Consider the following 16,069-nt stretch of genomic DNA (forward strand, 5'->3'; position numbering starts at 1 on the left):
CGCTAAAACAGACTGCCCTGCTTGCCTGGCGGGGTTTTCAGGGGCTTTGGCGCGGGTGCCGTGCCCCCGGTTTGCGCGGCAATGCGGCCATCGGCAAATTCAACCTCGATTGGAGCAGCACCCTGCAAGGCGGCGGCGCGCGTCACCACCTGCCCCTGGCTGCGCACCACGGCATAGCCACGCGCAAGGGTGGATTGGTAGGACAGCGTGTTGAGCGTGCGGTCGAGCGCGCCAAGGTTGCGGGCCAGCGCCGCAAGGCTGCGCGCATAGGCAGCCCCGGCGCGGCTTGTAGCCCCGTCAAGCTGGCCATGCAGCTGGCGTGTCTGGCGGGCCAGCAATTCGGGGCGAAGGCGCGGCGCAAGCTGGGCGAATCTGTCGATACGGCGGGCGCGCTGGGCTTCGCGCAGCGCATTCAGGCGGTTTTCGGCCCTGTCGAGCCGTCGCGCGCGCTGAAGGATACCTTCGCGCAGCAGGGCTGGCCCAAAGCGGCCGGCGCGGCCCGCACCCAGCGCCAGATGCTTTTTCTGTGTCAGATGCACCAATGCGCGCGGCAGGTTGGCCCCGGCATAATCCAGCCGCTGGCGGCGGTCGGCCAGCAGCCCTTCAGGGCTGGGCAAAGCGCGCGCAAGGTCGCGCAGGCGCTGGCTGCGTTGCGACAGCAGGCGCGCAGCCGCCCCCTGGCGGCGCTGGTCCAGCCCGGCCAGCGTGGCCAGCAGATCGGCCCGCACCGGCACCGCCATTTCGGCTGCCGCCGTGGGGGTTGGCGCGCGCATATCGGCGGCCAGGTCGATCAGCGTGGTATCGGTTTCATGCCCCACGGCTGAAATCAGCGGAATGCTGCTTTCTGCCGCTGCGCGCACGACGATTTCCTCGTTAAACCCCCACAGGTCTTCGACCGAGCCACCACCGCGCGCCACGATCAGCACATCGGGGCGCGGCACAGCGCCGCCCTGGGGCAGCGCGTTGAAGCCCTGGATTGCGGCCGCCACCTGCCCGGCACAGGCTTCACCCTGCACAACGACAGGCCAGATGACCACGCGGCTTGGAAAACGGTCGCGCAGACGGTGCAGAATATCGCGGATGACCGCCCCGCTGGGCGAGGTGATAACGCCGATCACGCGGGGCAGATAGGGTAGCGGACGCTTGCGCGCTGCATCGAACAGCCCCTCGGCCGCCAGTGCCTTCTTGCGCTTTTCCAGCATCGCCATCAGCGCCCCCACACCCGCAGGGGCCATGCTTTCCACCACAAGCTGGTAGCGGCTTTGGCCGGGGAAGGTCGTCAGCCGCCCGGTGGCAACAACCTCCATGCCTTCTTCGGGCCGCATGGGCAGCCTGTTGGCCGTGCCCTTCCAGATGACGCTGGCCAGCACGGCGTTATTGTCCTTCAGGTCCAGATAAATATGCCCCGAGGCCGGGCGCGACACGCGACCAAGCTCGCCGCGCACCCGCACATGCGAAAACTCGCCCTCGATCATGCGTTTCAGCACGCCCGAAAGCTCGGATACCGAAAATTCGGGGGCGTTTGAGCCGGAATCTGTATCGTCGAGTAGCTCGTTCATCGCCGCGTCCTTGCCATAGCTGCCTGCCAACCTTAGAACGGCGCGAACAGAAGGCCAAGCGGGTGGTATGCATGAATATTCTGATTTTGGGCAGTGGCGGGCGCGAACATGCGCTGGCCTGGGCAATCGGGCAGAACCCGAAATGCGACAGGTTGATCTGCGCCCCCGGCAATGCGGGCATTGCCGAGGTCGCCGATTGTCTGCCGCTTGATATTATGGACGCCGATGCCGTGGTCGCGCTGGCCAGGGCCGAGGCGGTGGATTTTGTGGTGATCGGCCCGGAAGCACCGCTGGCCGCCGGGCTGGCCGATGCGCTGCGCGGTGCGGGCATTCTTACCTTCGGGCCATCGGCGGCGGCAGCACAGCTTGAAAGCTCCAAAAGCTTTACCAAAGAGGTGTGCGACGCGTCGGGCGCGCCAACGGCTGCATGGGCACGGTTCGAATCTGCCGCCCCGGCGCTTGCTCATGTGCGCAAACAGGGCGCGCCCATTGTCATCAAGGCCGACGGGCTGGCGGCGGGCAAGGGCGTGGTCGTGGCCATGACGCTGGCCGAAGCCGAGGCGGCAGTCGAGGAAATGTTCGCGGGCGGGTTTGGCGAAGCAGGCGCTTCGGTTGTCATCGAAGACTTCATGGATGGCGAAGAGGCCAGCCTGTTCGTGCTGACCGATGGACGCGATGTGCTGGCGCTGGCCGGCGCGCAGGACCACAAGCGCGCCTATGACGGCGACGAGGGGCCGAATACCGGCGGCATGGGCGCCTATTCCCCCGCGCCGGTGCTGGATGATGCGCTGGTCGAGCAATGCCTGAATACCATCATCCGCCCGACCATTGCCGAAATGGCCAGACGTGGCGCGCCATTTCAGGGCGTGCTGTTTGCGGGGCTGATGATCAAGAACGGCGTCGCGCGGCTGATCGAATATAACGTGCGCTTTGGCGACCCGGAATGCCAGGTGCTGATGGCGCGGCTCGGCGGGCAAATTCTGGATGTGCTGCTGGCCTGTGCCGAAGGCGCGCTTGGCCAGGCGCAGTTGAACTGGGCCGATGACCATGCGGTAACCGTGGTGATGGCTGCGCGCGGCTATCCCGGCGCCTATCGCAAGGGCGAGGTGATTGGCGGGTTGGATTCCGCAAATGCCCTGCCCGGCGTGCAGGTGTTCCATGCAGGCACCGCGCGCGATGGCAACAAGGTTGTGGCCAGTGGCGGGCGGGTGCTGAATGTCACCGCGCGGGCCGACAGCCTGCAGGCCGCACGCGACCGTGCCTATGAGGCCGTAGCGCTGATAGACTGGCCGGGCGGGTTTTACCGCAGCGACATCTGCCACCGCGCCCTGGGTTAAGGGCAGGTCAGCGCATCATCCAGCGCGGCGGGGCTGGTCAGCGGCCCCGCATCGGCGAATGTGATCTGCCCGTTTTGCACGCGCGCAACAAGAATGCGGCCCCAATCCGGGCTGGCCCCCACAATTTCGGCCCCCGCGCCGCAATCGCGCACACCGCCGCGAATGGCCGCATCGCCAAAAACATGGTTTGTGATGCCCGCCATCTGCGCGATTTCGCGCAATTCAGCGCCCTCAAGCGTGAATATCCGCAGCACCCGCCCCAGATGTGGCGTTTCGATATAGGCAATATCGGTGCGGCCATCGCCGTTGAAATCGCCAAAACCCGCAGGGGCCAGCCAGCGGTTCGGGCGGCCAATGAAGGGGGTGGCGGCGATCAGCCCTTCCAGCCCGTAAACCGACAGCCGCGCGCCCAGGCGCAAGTCGGTTTCCACCACCACAACCTCTGGCGCGCCATCGCCATCCAAATCGGCAAGGCGGGGGGCGTTGTCTTCAAAAACACGGCTGTCGGGCAAGCGCAGCACCCGGCGCATACTGTCGGCCTGGTCGCAGGGCGGGCAGGCATTGGCGGTAAGCGCCAAAGCGCCCCATTCCTCGGTTTCACCAAACACACCATGCTGGTAGCGCGTGGTCGGCTCGGTGAATTCGGCGCCAAGGATAACCGGCTGGGCTTGGGCAAAGCTGGCGCAAAACACCAGCACTATGCCCATAATACGCATCAGATCTGCTTTTCGGGCATTTGCACGACCAGACCGTCCAGCGCGTCCGAGACTTTGAGCTGGCAAGTCAGGCGCGAGCGCAGACTATCGGGCTGCCAGGCGAAATCGAGCATGTCTTCTTCCATCGGGTCGCGTGCGGGCAGTTTATCAACCCAGTCCGGGTCGACATAGACATGACAGGTCGAACAGGCGCAGGCGCCGCCGCAATCGGCCTCGATCCCCGGAATGTTATTGTCACGCGCGCCCTCCATCACGGTCAGGCCATTGGCCACCTCAACCTCGTGGCGGGTGCCGTTATGCTCGATATATGTGATCTTCGCCATAAAACTTCCTTCCGGGCAATCGTTTGAGCCTATCTAGCCATTCAGACAGAGCGGTTCCAGCCCCTTCGCGCCACCTGATGCGCCCTCTGCGACGACGCGCAGGGTATTTGGTGCATTTTCTACTTGTTTTAGTAATATTTTCAACGCTTTAGCCATTAACCTTTCCTTCAGATCTATTTTGAATTTTATCAAATTTTGTGCGAGTTTGAGTGCATCAAATCGGGGGTCGTGATGGCACAGGTCAATATTTCAGCAACAGATTTCGGGTTCCATTTTTTGGGCGGTGCCGGCAATTTTGTGGCCCCCGACGTGTTTTTTGCAGGCGCGCTCAGCGGCAGTTCCACCATGCTTCTGCCCGTCAATTCTGGCGGCTGGATTGCGGGCGAAACGCTGCGCCAGCCAAAATTCGGAATGCAGTTTGACGCCAGCACACCGGATGACGGCACAAGCCTTGGCGAAAGCCAGACGGTTACGCTGCGCGCCATTTCCTTTTGGCGGATGGATGAAGGTGGTGCCGTAGAAATTGGCAAGCTGCACCTGCCCGAACCGCTGATCGTAAACGCCTATTGGCAGAGTCTTGGCGCCGAGAATAGCCCCGGCTGGGTGGCCGAAATTGGCGGCGCGCTGGGCGATATGCTGGCGCAAAGCGGCTATCGCTTCATCGGCGGAGCAGGCGATGATGTGTTCAACGCCAATGCCAATGCCTATTACATGCGCGGTGACAGCGTCATCAAAGGCGGGGCGGGCAATGACACGCTGATCGGCGGGCTTGGGAATGACACCATTCGCGGCGGCACCGGCAATGACATTCTGAGCGATGGCAGCGGCACAAATCTGCTGCTCGGCGGGGCGGGCAATGATGACATGACGCTTGGCGGCAGCGCGGCTGGTTCCAGCGCACGCGGTGGCGGCGGCAATGATGTGCTGCGCTCGGGGGCCGGGGCCGATACGCTGGCCGGGGGGGCCGGGCATGACAGGTTGATCGGCGGCGCGGGCGCTGACAGGCTGTATGGCAATAGCGGGCGCGACCGGCTGGAAGGCGGCAGTGGCAATGATCTGCTGGTCGGCGGCAATGGACGCGATGTTTTGCAAGGCGATGGCGGGGCCGATACCTTCGTTTTTGCCGCAGACCAGCGCGGCAGCGACCTGATCACCGATTTTGAAGATGGTCTGGACATGCTGCAAATTGACGGGCTTGCTGGCGGGCTGGGCGCGCTGACGATCGTGCAAAACGGCGCCGATACCGCGCTTTACTGGAACGACCGTTTGCAGGTAACGCTTGCACAGTTTGAAGCCGTCAATCTTGGCGCTGACGATTTCAGCTTTACCTAAATTTTTAAGTAACTCTGGCTAAAACCTCTGCCGAATTTCACATAAAAAAAGGGGCGCAATCTGCGCCCCTTTTCGTGTTCAGGCCAATGCTAAAGCGCAAGCGCGACAAAGCGGCCGTTGCCATCGCGGCGCACCAGCATCAGCACCGTGCGGCGCCCGGAATCGGTTGCGCGGCGGATTTGGTCGACGATATCCGAGGGCCGTGACACCAGTTCCTGGTTGACCTCGACGATGATATCGCCGGCCCGAAGGCCTTTGCCGGCGGCTTCACTGCTGGGTTCCACGGCGGTAATCACCACGCCCGTTTCGTCGCTGCCAAGGCCAAACTGGCCGCGCAGGTCATTGTCGAGCAGCGACAGACTCATGCCATAGGCTTCGGCAGGGGCGCTGGAATTGCCCTGGCCCAGTTCGGGTTGGACATCGCCCATTGCTTCTTCAAGGCGGCCAAGCTTCACGGCCAGTTCGACAATCTGACCATTGCGCATGACCTCGACCGATACTTCCTCGCCCACAGGGGCTTCGGCTACGCGGCGCACCAATTCGCGGGTGCTGGCAATGTCCAGCCCGGCGAATTTCAGAATGACATCGCCGGCCTCGATTCCGGCATCGCGTGCCGGCCCGTCGGGAACGTCGGATACAAGCGCGCCGTCAACCGAATCCAGCCCAAGGCTTTCGGCGATTTCGGGCGTCAGGTTCTGGATGCGCACACCCAGCCAGCCACGCCGCGTTTCGCCAAATTCGCGCAACTGGTCAACCACGCCCGACACGACATTCGACGCCATCGAGAACCCGATGCCGATAGAACCGCCCGAGGGCGACAGGATGGCCGTGTTCACGCCCACAACCTCGCCCTGCATGTTGAAGAGCGGGCCGCCGGAATTGCCGCGGTTGATGGCGGCATCGGTTTGGATGAAGTCATCGTAATTGCCCGAAAGCGTGCGGTTGCGGGCCGAAACGATACCGGCTGATACCGAAAACCCCTGCCCGAGCGGGTTGCCAATGGCCAGAACCCAATCGCCGACGCGCATGACATCGGAATCACCAAACGGCACGAAGGGCAGGTCAAAACCGGCGTCGATCTTGAGCAGGGCCAAATCGGTGCGCGGATCGGCCCCGACCAGTTCGGCGCTGAAAACCTCACCGCTGAACAGCTCGATCTCAATCTGGTCGGCATCGGCGATCACGTGGTTGTTTGTCACCACATAGCCATCTGCCGAAATGATGAAGCCCGAACCAAGCGCCGAGCCGCGACGTTCGCGCTGATCGGGGGTTTGGTTTTGAAAGTCGCGAAACAGGTCTTCAAATGGCGAGCCTTCGGGCACGACCAGATCGTTTGCGGCTTCGCGAACAACTGTGGAGGTTGTGATGTTCACAACCGCCGGGCTAACCGATTCCGCCAGATCGGCCAGGCTTCCCGGGTTGTCTTGTGCGGACAGTGGCGCACCAAGGCTAAACATAAGCGCCGTTGCAGCAATGGTGACATTGCGCATCACGCGGCCCGCTATCGGGCGTTTGGCGGGTAACAATATTTCAGTCATGGTCAAAATGAACTCTCCCTTTGACACTGGATGAGGCGATTCTCGCCTCCCAGCCTATTAATTGGCCTCAAATGACCAGAACACAATTCGTGCGGGCGCATGGATTTGTCACATGCGCGTGACATCGGCATTAACTTGCCACCCAAAGCAAAACAGCGCCAGCGGCAATCAGGCTTATGGCAATTTGTTGCAGGGTTTGGCGCGGCAGGCTGGCAATCAGGCGCAGCATGTCACCCAAACGCGAAGGGGCCAGCGCAAGCGCCAGCCCCTCTGCTACGGCCAAAAAGCCGATGGCGAAAATGATCTTGTCGATCATTGCGCCGGTTCTGTTGCCGCCTCGGCAGGTGCCTCAGCAGGCACATCGGCCGGAGCATCAGCAGGCGCGGCTTCAGCGGGGGCTTCTATGGCCATTGGCGTGGCTTCGGTCGCCGCCGGCATGACCAGCGGTGCAACACCTGCCCCCGTGCTGGAGTTGAAGTAGCTGAAGAACTCGCTATCGGGCGAGATTACCAGGGTGGAATTTTCACCCGTCATCGCAATTTCATAGGCGTTGAGCGAGCGGTAGAATTCGAAGAATTCCGGATCCTGCCCGAAGGCCTCGGCGAAAATTGCGTTGCGCTGTGCGTCAGCCTCACCGCGGATGATTTCGCTGTCACGCTGGGCGGCCGACACAAGCTCGACCTTGGTGCGGTCGGCCTGCGCGCGCACGCGCTGCGCAGCCTCGCGGCCACGGGCGCGCTCGTCTGCCGCTTCACGCTGCCGTTCGGCCTGCATACGCGCAAATGTGGCGGCAAGGTTCTGCTGGGGAAGGTCGGCGCGGCGAATGCGCACGTCGATCACTTCAACCCCCAAACCACCAACCTCCGAGAACATATTGTCTCGAATACGCGCCATGAGTATGGCACGGTCATTCGACAGGATCTCACCCGAAGTCACATTACCCAAAATGTTGCGCAATGCCGCGTTCATGGCGTTTACGAGCCGGTCTTCGGCTGCGCCAATGCTGCCAACCGCACGGCGGAACTGCACCGGATCGGTAATGCGATAGCGCGCGAAAGCGTCAACCACCAAACGGCGGTCATCGGCCGGGGTGATTTCGCGTTCATCGGTTTCAAGCGACAGAATGCGGTCATCATAGCGCACGACCTCTTGAATGAACGGAAGTTTGAAGGCAATTCCCGGCGTTTCACGCACATCGCGCACCTGACCGAATTGCAGAACAAGCACCTTTTCACGCTCGTCAACGACGAAAACCGAAGATGCAACCAGAACGATTCCGGCGATCAGGACACCGTATAGAATGTATAGCTTGTTCATTGGCCAGCCCTCCCGCTGCGCAACTCACTCAGCGGCAGATAGGGCACAACCCCCTGCCCGCCTTGCGCGGCACTGTCGATAATCACTTTCTGAACCGAGCCCATGACCCGTTCCAGCGTTTCAAGATAAAGGCGCTGGCGCGTCACTTCCGGTGCTTTCAGATATTCTTCAAGCACAGCAAGGAAGCGGCTCGCCTCACCCTGGGCCGAGTTCACGATCTGCGCGCGGTAGCCTTCGGCTTCCTCAAGCAGCTGTGCCGCCTGACCACGGGCTTCCGCCACAGCCTGGTTGGCATAGGCATCGGCTTGTTTTTCCAGCGTGTCACGCTCTTGCTCGGCTGCCTGCACGTCGCGGAACGAGTCAATCACCTCGCGCGGCGGGTCGGCCTTGTCAAGGTTCAGACGCACGATATTCACACCGCTGTCATAGCTATCAAGCGTGGCCTGAATAAGCGCCTCCACCTCGTCTGAAATCTGCGAACGGTCGCGGTTCAGAATTGGCGCAAGCTGGCTGCGGCCAATCACTTCGCGCATCGCACTTTCGGCAACGGCGCGAATGGTTTCGCGCGGGTCGGCCAGGTTGAACAGGAATTTCGCCGGGTCGGAAATGTTCCAGACCACCTGAAAATCAATATCAACAATGTTTTCGTCGCCGGTGAGCATCAGCCCGTCTTCAGACCGGTTGCCGCGGTTGCCCACGCCAATATCTTCGATATTCTCGCGCGTGACCGGCAGAATTTCGGCCGTAACAATCGGCCAGGGGGCAAAGTTCAGCCCCGGCTCGCCCACGGACGAAAACTCGCCAAGCGTCAGCTCAACCGATTGTTCTTCGGGCTTCACCGTATAGAACGACATGAACAGCCAGACACCAACCGCCGCAATGGCCACAAGGAACCACGCACCGCGCCCCATGCCGGGGCCGGCGCCTTCGCCATTGCCGCCGCCACCGCCGCCGCCCATCAGAACGCGCAGCTGCTCCTGGCCCTTTTTGACAATTCTATCGAGGTCGGGCATTTGGTTGGGCGGGCGCTGCCCACCACCATTGCCGCCACCATTCTGGCCACGGTTGCCGCCACCCCAGGGGCCACGATCGCCGCCCTTGTTGTCGCCGCCACCCTTGCCGCCCCAGGGGCCGCCTTTATCATCGCTCATCGGCACACGCCTTTTCTTTGCTTCCTAGTTGAAATTGGACCTTCGGGCCGGTGATTTCAAGCCACCTGCGCCACTTCTATCGGGTTCTTCATGGTAACAAGCTCTTCGGCCGCGGTCGGATGCACTGCGCAAGTGCGGTCAAAATCGGCCTTGGTAGCCCCCATCTTGATGGCAATGCCCGCCATCTGGATCATCTCACCCGCAGCAGGGCCGACGATATGGCAGCCTAGCACTTTCTGGCTGTCCTTGGCCACGATCAGCTTCATCAGCATCCGTTCATCGCGCCCTGCCAGTATATTTGCCATCGGGCGGAAGGCGGCGCGATAAACCTGAATATCGCATGTCTTGGCTGCCTCATCCTCGCCCATGCCCACCGTGCCGATTTCGGGCTGGGTGAATATGGCTGTTGGAACAAGATCATGGTCAACCGGCGTTGGAATGCCGCGAAACACAGTATCGACAAAGGCCATTGCCTCGCGAATGGCCACCGGGGTCAGGTTCACACGATTGGTGACATCGCCAACGGCATAAACCGAGGGGATGGCGGTTTGCGAATACTCATTCACCGGAATTTCGCCGGTTCTGCCAAGGCTCAGGCCAAGGCTTTCCAGCCCCAGACCTTCGGTATTGGCCACACGGCCTGTTGCATAAAGCACCTGATCGACCACACACACCGCGCCATTGGTGCAGCTTACATGCAGCCCGTCGGCCTGTTTGTCGATTTTCACAACATCGGTGCCAAGGTGCAAATCGATCCCGCGCGCGATCATCGCGTCAGAGACATGGCCGCGCACCTCGCCATCAAAGCCACGCAGAATTTGCGCGCCGCGGTAAAACTGGTGGGTTTTGGCGCCCATCCCGTTGAAAATGCCGGCAAATTCGCAAGCGATATAACCGCCGCCAACAACAAGCACGCGCTTGGGCATTTCCGGCAGGTCAAAGACCTCGTTCGAGGTTATCGCATGTTCCGCCCCCGGCACGTCCGGCACAAAGGGGCGCCCGCCCGTGGCCACCAGAATATGCGCCGCCGTGAAGGTTTCGCCGGTGGATAGCGTCACGCCATGCGCATCGGACAGCGTCGCGCGGGCGTCATAGGTGGTGACGTCCGCGCCGTTCAGCCCGCCGCGATACAGGCCTTCAAGCCGGGTGATCTCGGCATCCTTTGCGGCAATCAGCTTGGTCCAGTCAAAGCTGGCCGATGGCACATCCCAGCCAAATCCGGCCGCATCTTCAAAGGCCTGGCTAAAGCTCGATGCATAGACCATCAGCTTTTTGGGCACACAGCCGCGAATGACACAGGTGCCGCCCATGCGGAATTCCTCGGCCAGTGCCACGCGCGCACCAGTGCCCGCAGCCATGCGCGCCGCGCGCACACCGCCCGAGCCGCCACCGATGACGAACAGATCATAATCAAAGCTCATTGCGGCACCTCCACATGGCGCTCCGGCCCTTCGCCATTGGCACCAATTTCACGAATACGCCCATCGGCATAGCCGACCAGCACCGCATGGGCGATGTCGATGAACAGCCCGGTTTCCACAACCCCCGGAATACGGTTGAGCGCGGTTGACAGGCCGCGCGCATCGGTAATCGCGCCCAGATGCAGGTCGAGAATGTAATGGCCTTCATCGGTCACAAAAGCCGCGCCGTTCTTCATGCGGCGGGCGATCTTCACGTTCTTGTAGCCCATCGCCGCAATCAGCCTTGCCACCAGAGTCTGGCTGGTTTCCCAGCCAAAACGCACCACCTCGACCGGCAGCGCAAAGGCACCGAGTTGCGCGACTTCCTTGCTGTCATCGGATATCACGACCATTCTATCGGATGCGGTGGCGACGATCATCTCCTGCAAAAGCGCGCCCCCGCCGCCCTTGATCAGGTTCAGATCGGCATCGAACTCGTCGGCGCCATCCACGGTCAGGTTCAGCCAACCGGCCTCGTCCAGCGTGATCTGCGGAATGGAGAGTTTGCTGGCCTGCGCGGCGGTTGTTGAGCTTGTCGGCACGCAGACCACGCCCAAACCGTTTGCCACGCGCGCGCCCAGCAGCTCCACAAACCAGGCCGCGGTCGAGCCTGTGCCAATGCCCAGCCGCATTCCCGGCTGCACCAGATCCAGCGCCGCTTTGGCAGCTGCATATTTTGCACGATCGGTGGGTGTGGTCGGAATTTTCATGGTCGGGCCTTTGGGCAGCGTTGCATTGGGCGCTATATAGGGTGAATTCACCGGCGGCGCGAGGGCGGAATTGCCGCAACTGCGCCATTTCGGGCCAAACAGTCGCAATCAGGGTGGCATTCTGGCGCGCAAAGCCGGATACCTTGCAAAATTTCTTGGGGGAAGTCGCATGTTTCTCAGCATCTTTGATGTGTTCAAAATCGGTGTCGGCCCGTCATCCAGCCACACAATGGGGCCAATGGTGGCTGCCGCCCGGTTTCTGGACCTGCTGCGCGCGGGGCGCGATATTGTGCCGGGGGCAGGGGCGGCGGCACGCCTGCACGCCAGCCTGCATGGCAGCCTTGCCTTTACCGGCAAGGGCCACGCGACCGACCGCGCCACCATTCTGGGCCTTGCCGGTTTCGCCCCCGAAACATTTGATGCCGAGGCCGCCGCCGCCACACTTGCCGCGATTGAGGCCGATCATGTGATACAGGTCGAAAGCATGGGCGCGCTGGCCTTCAACCCCGCGCGCGACCTTGAATTTGACTATGACACCACCCTGCCCGGCCATGCCAACGGCATGGTGCTTTCGGCGTTCGATGCGCAGGGCAACCTGCACGCCCGCCAGACCTATTATTCGGTTGGTGGCGGCTTTGTGCTGACCGATCGCGAGCTTGACCAGCAGCACGGGCATATCGACGTGCCCGATGTGCCCTACCCGTTCCGCACCGCCAAGGCGATGCTGGCAATGGCGGCCGAAAGCGGGCTGAGCATTGCTGAAATGAAGCGCGCCAACGAGCTGAAATATCGAAGCGCGGCCGCGCTGGATGAGGGGATTGCGAAAATCTGGTCGGTGATGGAAAACTGCATCGAACAGGGGCTGAAGGGCGAAGGCATTCTGCCCGGCGGGCTGAATGTGCGCCGCCGCGCCGGGGCCATCCATACCAGCCTGAAGGCGGAACATGGCAAAAACCAGGCCCCGCCGCATATCATCAATGACTGGATTTCGACCTATGCAATGGCGGTGAACGAGGAGAACGCCGCCGGTGGCCAGGTGGTGACCGCCCCCACCAATGGCGCGGCTGGCGTGGTGCCCGCCACCTTGCGCTATTACCTCGACCATATGCCGGGCGCAACGCGCGACCGTATTCCCGAGTTTCTGCTCACCGCTGCTGCAATCGGCGGGTTGATCAAGTTCAACGCCTCTATCTCTGGCGCCGAAGTCGGCTGTCAGGGCGAAGTCGGCTCGGCCAGCGCAATGGCGGCAGGCGCGCTATGCGCCCTGCTTGGCGGCACGCCGGAACAGGTTGAAAACGCAGCCGAAATTGCGCTGGAACACCATTTGGGGATGACCTGTGACCCGATCAAAGGGCTGGTCCAGGCCCCCTGTATCGAACGCAACGGTCTGGGCGCGATCAAGGCTGTCTCCGCCGCCAGCCTTTCAATGCGCGGCGATGGCAAACACCTTGTCAGCCTTGATGCCTGCGTTGAAACCATGCGCCAGACGGGCCGCGACATGAACGAGAAATACAAGGAAACCTCGCTTGGCGGGTTGGCTGTGAATGTGCCGGAATGCTAAGGGGCCAGTGTGACCACCGCGCAAATTGAAACCGCCGATGCCCCCGTGCGCGGCATTGTGCTGATGATCGGCTTTGGCATTGTCGGGCCGTTCATTGACATGTTCGCCAAGCTCACCTCGCCCGGAATGCCGGTGGGGGAAATCGCGCTGGCGCGGTTTTTGGTGCAGGGCGCCGTGCTGCTGGCTTTCGCCTATTGGCGCGGCTGGCTGCACAGGCCGGGTTTGCGCGAGATCTGCCTGCATCTGCTGCGCGGGGGCGTGCTTGTTGTGGCGACCATGCTCATCGTTGCGGCCTTCAAGGTCATGCCGCTGGCGGATACTTTGGCGATTTTCTTCGTGATGCCGATGATCGTTACGCTGATGGGCGCGGTATTTCTGGGCGAGCCGGTCGGCTGGCGGCGCATTCTGGCCAGCCTTGTCGGCTTTGGCGGCGCGCTTTTGGTCATCCAGCCTAGCTTTGGCACCTTTGGCTTTACCGCCGTTCTGCCGCTGCTGGCGGCGGTGTTCTTCGCCACCTACCTGATACTCACGCGCCGCATGGGGCGGCGGATGAACCAGGTTGTGCTGCAAGCCTATACCGCCACGGGCGCGGTTGCGCTGATCGTGCCAATGCTGGCCCTTGGCCCGATCATCGGCTGGCAACCGATCGTGCCGATTGTGCCGGTGGGCATGGATTGGGTCTGGCTGATGGGTGTGGGCCTGTCCACCGTTGTGGCGCATATGCTGCTGTCTTACGCTTTTGCAATGGCCAGCATCGCCATTCTGGCCCCGCTGCAATATCTCGAAATCGTCTCGGCCACGATTATCGGCTATCTGGTGTTCAACGATCTGCCAAATGCGCTGACCTTCCTGGGCATCGCCATTATCGTCAGTTCAGGCATTTACATATTCTTTCGTGAACGGCAGGTCAGCCGGGCCAGTTTGCCGCCAACGCCCGGGCGGGCAGGATAACCCACAGCCCGCGCCCACCAAAAATGCGCACCGGCCCGATGGCGCGGTTTGATGTGCCCAGCAGCCCGCCGGGGGCAAGCGTCAGCCCATCGAGCGCCCATTCAAGCCCGCTAGAGCGCGCCTGCACCGTTTGCAGCGGGAACAGCGACACGCGGCTGCCTGCCTCAAGCTCCAGCGCAAGCGCGTCGGGGCAGGCAAAGGCAAGGTCGGTATCATCGAGCAGCACAATCTCGGGCCGGTGCATTCGCACCAGCGTGGCCATTGTGGCAAGGTAGTGATCGGCCCGCGCGCCTGTAAAGCCAAGCGCAAATATCCTTGGCGCAGTAATGCGGCTTATGGCTTTTTCAAAATCGGTAGTGTCCTGGCCTGTATCCTGCACCACCGCGACCCCGGCTTCGCGCCAATGGTCAAGCGAGGATGCGGAATCAAGATCGCCGATAATCAGGTCAGGCTTCAAACCCAGCCGCAATGCCGCATCCGCCCCACCATCGACCGCAACAATGGGCAGGTTGCGCGCGGCGATATTGGCCAGGGCGTTCGGCGCAACCGGCCCGTTGCCCAGCAGCATTACGGGGCGGTCATAGCGTTTCATTCTTCGGGCGGCGCATCGGGGTCGGCCTTGCCCACGCCCTTGAAAATCGGCTTCAGCGCATAGGCCCAGGCCACGCCAAGCACAATGTAGATGCCCAGTTCCAGCAGGAATGACGGGCGCTCAAACAAGGTGACGATATAGACCGCCAGAAAAATATAGGCCGGAAGACCGACGACCAGCGCCAGCAGGCTCAACCGTCGCCGGGTTTTGTATGACAGCGCCATCAGTCGGCAAACGGGTCGGTCACCAGAATGGTGTCCTCCCGCTCCGGGCTGGTGGACAGCAGCGCAACAGGGCAGCCGATAAGCTCTTCGACGCGGCGCACATATTTGATGGCGGCGCCGGGCAGATCGGCCCAGCTGCGCGCGCCTTCGGTCGATTCAGACCAGCCTTCCATTTCCTCGTAGATCGGGGTGCAGCGGGCCTGCTGGTCGGCGGCGGTTGGCAGATAATCCAGCACCGCGCCATCCAGCGCATAGCCGGTGCAGATTTTCAGGGTTTCAAACCCGTCCAGCACGTCGAGCTTGGTAAAGGCAATGCCGTTCACACCCGATGTTGCGCAAGTCTGGCGCACCAGAACCGCATCGAACCAGCCGCAGCGGCGCTTGCGGCCCGTTACGGTGCCAAACTCATGCCCGCGCTCGCCAAGGCGCTGGCCATCGGCATCGTGCAGTTCCGCCGGAAACGGCCCTTCGCCCACGCGGGTTGTATAGGCCTTGACGATGCCCAGCACAAAATCGATCGATCCCGGCCCGATGCCGGTGCCGGTGGCGGCCTGCCCGGCAATCACGTTGGACGAGGTCACGAAGGGATAGGTGCCAAAGTCGATATCGAGCAGCGCGCCCTGCGCCCCTTCAAACAAAATCCGCTTTCCGGCGCGGCGATGCTCGTTCAGAATTTTCCAGACCGGGCCGGCATAGGGCAAAATCTGCGGGGCGATGGCTTTCAGCTCGACCAGCAGGGCCGCGCGGTCAATTTCCGGCAGGCCAAGGCCACGGCGCAGCGCATCATGATGCATCAGCAAACGGTCAACCCGCAGCTCCAGCGTTGCATCATCGGCCAGATCGGCCACGCGAATGGCGCGGCGGCCGACCTTGTCCTCGTAAGCCGGGCCAATGCCGCGGCCCGTCGTGCCAATTTTGGCAACCGAATTCTGGCTTTCGCGCGCGCGATCAAGCTCGCCATGAACCGACAGGATCAGCGGGGCGTTTTCGGCGATAACCAGATTTTCGGGCGTAATTTCAACGCCCTGGCCGCGCAGCTTTTCAATTTCCTGCACCATGTGCCACGGGTCCAGCACCACGCCATTGCCGATGACCGAAAGCTTGCCGCCGCGCACAATGCCACTGGGCAAAAGGCTGAGCTTGTAGACCGCGCCATCAATCACCAGCGTATGACCGGCATTATGCCCGCCCTGAAACCGCGCGATGACATCGGCGCGCTCGCTGAGCCAGTCGACAATCTTTCCTTTACCTTCGTCGCCCCATTGGGCGCCGACGACAACGACATTGGCCATGTGTGA

At 62.0% G+C, this 16,069-nt stretch carries 17 protein-coding genes; 4 read left to right on the plus strand and 13 right to left on the minus strand.

What is annotated here, in order from left to right; genetic code table 11:
* Nucleotides 1-2: 2 nt before the first annotated feature.
* The gene (gene xseA / locus LGT41_RS15100) at nt 3-1,559 is read right to left on the minus strand and encodes an exodeoxyribonuclease VII large subunit (protein ID WP_274127754.1); all 1,557 of its coding nucleotides are present in this window, start codon (nt 1,557-1,559) and stop codon (nt 3-5) included.
* A gap of 71 nt (nt 1,560-1,630) precedes the next feature.
* On the opposite strand from xseA, the gene purD reads away from it, so the two are divergent.
* Nucleotides 1,631-2,896, plus strand: coding sequence for a phosphoribosylamine--glycine ligase (purD, locus tag LGT41_RS15105; protein ID WP_274127756.1), 1,266 nt, complete (start codon nt 1,631-1,633; stop codon nt 2,894-2,896).
* Here purD and LGT41_RS15110 read toward each other — a convergent pair.
* Genes LGT41_RS15110 through LGT41_RS15120 form a run of 3 tightly spaced genes read right to left on the minus strand, consistent with a single transcriptional unit; the run spans nt 2,893 to nt 4,091 of the window.
* The gene (locus LGT41_RS15110; RefSeq protein ID WP_274127757.1) at nt 2,893-3,612 is read right to left on the minus strand and encodes an FG-GAP repeat domain-containing protein; all 720 of its coding nucleotides are present in this window, start codon (nt 3,610-3,612) and stop codon (nt 2,893-2,895) included. The genes purD and LGT41_RS15110 overlap by 4 nt on opposite strands.
* Nucleotides 3,612-3,935, minus strand: coding sequence for a 2Fe-2S iron-sulfur cluster-binding protein (locus LGT41_RS15115; protein ID WP_274127758.1), 324 nt, complete (start codon nt 3,933-3,935; stop codon nt 3,612-3,614). The genes LGT41_RS15110 and LGT41_RS15115 overlap by 1 nt, the downstream gene beginning before the upstream one ends.
* Before the next feature lie 33 nt (nt 3,936-3,968).
* Nucleotides 3,969-4,091 carry a hypothetical protein gene (locus LGT41_RS15120; RefSeq protein ID WP_274127759.1) on the minus strand — a complete coding sequence of 41 codons (123 nt, stop codon included), beginning with the start codon at nt 4,089-4,091 and terminating at the stop codon, nt 3,969-3,971.
* Nucleotides 4,092-4,166: 75 nt separating this feature from the next.
* Between LGT41_RS15120 and LGT41_RS15125 the strand changes: the two genes are divergently transcribed.
* Entirely contained in the window at nt 4,167-5,267 is a 1,101-nt protein-coding gene (locus tag LGT41_RS15125) for a calcium-binding protein (RefSeq protein ID WP_274127760.1), read from the plus strand.
* An 89-nt stretch (nt 5,268-5,356) separates the two neighbouring features.
* Here LGT41_RS15125 and LGT41_RS15130 read toward each other — a convergent pair whose 3' ends face one another.
* From LGT41_RS15130 to rpiA, 6 genes are all read right to left on the minus strand, one after another.
* Nucleotides 5,357-6,805 (minus strand): DegQ family serine endoprotease, encoded by a 1,449-nt coding sequence (locus LGT41_RS15130; protein ID WP_420720191.1) that lies wholly within the window; start codon nt 6,803-6,805, stop codon nt 5,357-5,359.
* Between the two features lie 130 nt (nt 6,806-6,935).
* The gene (locus tag LGT41_RS15135) at nt 6,936-7,121 is read right to left on the minus strand and encodes a DUF2065 domain-containing protein (RefSeq protein ID WP_274127761.1); all 186 of its coding nucleotides are present in this window, start codon (nt 7,119-7,121) and stop codon (nt 6,936-6,938) included.
* Complete coding sequence (gene hflC, locus LGT41_RS15140; RefSeq protein WP_274127762.1) at nt 7,118-8,122, minus strand: protease modulator HflC; 1,005 nt, start codon at nt 8,120-8,122, stop codon at nt 7,118-7,120. Before hflC ends, LGT41_RS15135 begins: the two co-directional genes overlap by 4 nt.
* The gene (hflK, locus tag LGT41_RS15145) at nt 8,119-9,273 is read right to left on the minus strand and encodes an FtsH protease activity modulator HflK (RefSeq protein WP_274127763.1); all 1,155 of its coding nucleotides are present in this window, start codon (nt 9,271-9,273) and stop codon (nt 8,119-8,121) included. Before hflK ends, hflC begins: the two co-directional genes overlap by 4 nt.
* Nucleotides 9,274-9,329: 56 nt before the next feature.
* The gene (gene gor / locus LGT41_RS15150; protein WP_274127764.1) at nt 9,330-10,694 is read right to left on the minus strand and encodes a glutathione-disulfide reductase; all 1,365 of its coding nucleotides are present in this window, start codon (nt 10,692-10,694) and stop codon (nt 9,330-9,332) included.
* On the minus strand, nt 10,691-11,443 hold the full coding sequence (gene rpiA, locus LGT41_RS15155) for a ribose-5-phosphate isomerase RpiA (protein WP_274127765.1): 753 nt from the start codon (nt 11,441-11,443) through the stop codon (nt 10,691-10,693). Before rpiA ends, gor begins: the two co-directional genes overlap by 4 nt.
* Nucleotides 11,444-11,612: 169 nt before the next feature.
* Here rpiA and LGT41_RS15160 point away from each other — a divergent pair, with 169 nt between their 5' ends.
* On the plus strand, nt 11,613-13,004 hold the full coding sequence (locus LGT41_RS15160; RefSeq protein ID WP_274127766.1) for an L-serine ammonia-lyase: 1,392 nt from the start codon (nt 11,613-11,615) through the stop codon (nt 13,002-13,004).
* A gap of 9 nt (nt 13,005-13,013) precedes the next feature.
* Nucleotides 13,014-13,955, plus strand: a complete 942-nt coding sequence (locus tag LGT41_RS15165; RefSeq protein ID WP_274127767.1) for a DMT family transporter — start codon at nt 13,014-13,016, stop codon at nt 13,953-13,955.
* On the opposite strand, the gene LGT41_RS15170 is transcribed toward LGT41_RS15165, so the two are convergent.
* From LGT41_RS15170 to LGT41_RS15180, 3 genes are read right to left on the minus strand one after another with little or no spacing between them, the layout of a single operon-like run.
* Complete coding sequence (locus LGT41_RS15170) at nt 13,912-14,547, minus strand: thiamine diphosphokinase (protein ID WP_274127768.1); 636 nt, start codon at nt 14,545-14,547, stop codon at nt 13,912-13,914. The two genes, LGT41_RS15165 and LGT41_RS15170, sit on opposite strands and share 44 nt — an antisense overlap.
* On the minus strand, nt 14,544-14,771 hold the full coding sequence (locus LGT41_RS15175; protein ID WP_274127769.1) for a DUF2842 domain-containing protein: 228 nt from the start codon (nt 14,769-14,771) through the stop codon (nt 14,544-14,546). The genes LGT41_RS15170 and LGT41_RS15175 overlap by 4 nt, the downstream gene beginning before the upstream one ends.
* Nucleotides 14,771-16,063, minus strand: a complete 1,293-nt coding sequence (locus LGT41_RS15180) for an adenylosuccinate synthase (protein ID WP_274127770.1) — start codon at nt 16,061-16,063, stop codon at nt 14,771-14,773. Before LGT41_RS15180 ends, LGT41_RS15175 begins: the two co-directional genes overlap by 1 nt.
* Between the last annotated feature and the right edge of the window lie 6 nt (nt 16,064-16,069).

Origin of the sequence: Abyssibius alkaniclasticus (assembly GCF_020447305.1) — a bacterium.
GTDB classification, from domain to species: Bacteria; Pseudomonadota; Alphaproteobacteria; order Rhodobacterales; family Rhodobacteraceae; genus Abyssibius; species Abyssibius alkaniclasticus.

Excerpts from the sequence above, each read along its gene's own strand:
- rpiA (WP_274127765.1), bottom strand. The coding sequence starts at position 11,443 with ATGAAAATTCCGACCACACCCACCGATCGTGCAAAATATGCAGCTGCC.
- LGT41_RS15110 (WP_274127757.1), bottom strand. The coding sequence starts at position 3,612 with ATGCGTATTATGGGCATAGTGCTGGTGTTTTGCGCCAGCTTTGCCCAA.
- LGT41_RS15175 (WP_274127769.1), bottom strand. The coding sequence starts at position 14,771 with ATGGCGCTGTCATACAAAACCCGGCGACGGTTGAGCCTGCTGGCGCTG.
- LGT41_RS15115 (WP_274127758.1), bottom strand. The coding sequence starts at position 3,935 with ATGGCGAAGATCACATATATCGAGCATAACGGCACCCGCCACGAGGTT.
- gor (WP_274127764.1), bottom strand. The coding sequence starts at position 10,694 with ATGAGCTTTGATTATGATCTGTTCGTCATCGGTGGCGGCTCGGGCGGT.
- LGT41_RS15170 (WP_274127768.1), bottom strand. The coding sequence starts at position 14,547 with ATGAAACGCTATGACCGCCCCGTAATGCTGCTGGGCAACGGGCCGGTT.
- LGT41_RS15130 (WP_420720191.1), bottom strand. The coding sequence starts at position 6,805 with ATGACTGAAATATTGTTACCCGCCAAACGCCCGATAGCGGGCCGCGTG.
- purD (WP_274127756.1), top strand. The coding sequence starts at position 1,631 with ATGAATATTCTGATTTTGGGCAGTGGCGGGCGCGAACATGCGCTGGCC.
- LGT41_RS15120 (WP_274127759.1), bottom strand. The coding sequence starts at position 4,091 with ATGGCTAAAGCGTTGAAAATATTACTAAAACAAGTAGAAAATGCACCA.
- LGT41_RS15125 (WP_274127760.1), top strand. The coding sequence starts at position 4,167 with ATGGCACAGGTCAATATTTCAGCAACAGATTTCGGGTTCCATTTTTTG.
- LGT41_RS15160 (WP_274127766.1), top strand. The coding sequence starts at position 11,613 with ATGTTTCTCAGCATCTTTGATGTGTTCAAAATCGGTGTCGGCCCGTCA.
- xseA (WP_274127754.1), bottom strand. The coding sequence starts at position 1,559 with ATGAACGAGCTACTCGACGATACAGATTCCGGCTCAAACGCCCCCGAA.
- LGT41_RS15180 (WP_274127770.1), bottom strand. The coding sequence starts at position 16,063 with ATGGCCAATGTCGTTGTCGTCGGCGCCCAATGGGGCGACGAAGGTAAA.
- hflC (WP_274127762.1), bottom strand. The coding sequence starts at position 8,122 with ATGAACAAGCTATACATTCTATACGGTGTCCTGATCGCCGGAATCGTT.
- LGT41_RS15135 (WP_274127761.1), bottom strand. The coding sequence starts at position 7,121 with ATGATCGACAAGATCATTTTCGCCATCGGCTTTTTGGCCGTAGCAGAG.
- hflK (WP_274127763.1), bottom strand. The coding sequence starts at position 9,273 with ATGAGCGATGATAAAGGCGGCCCCTGGGGCGGCAAGGGTGGCGGCGAC.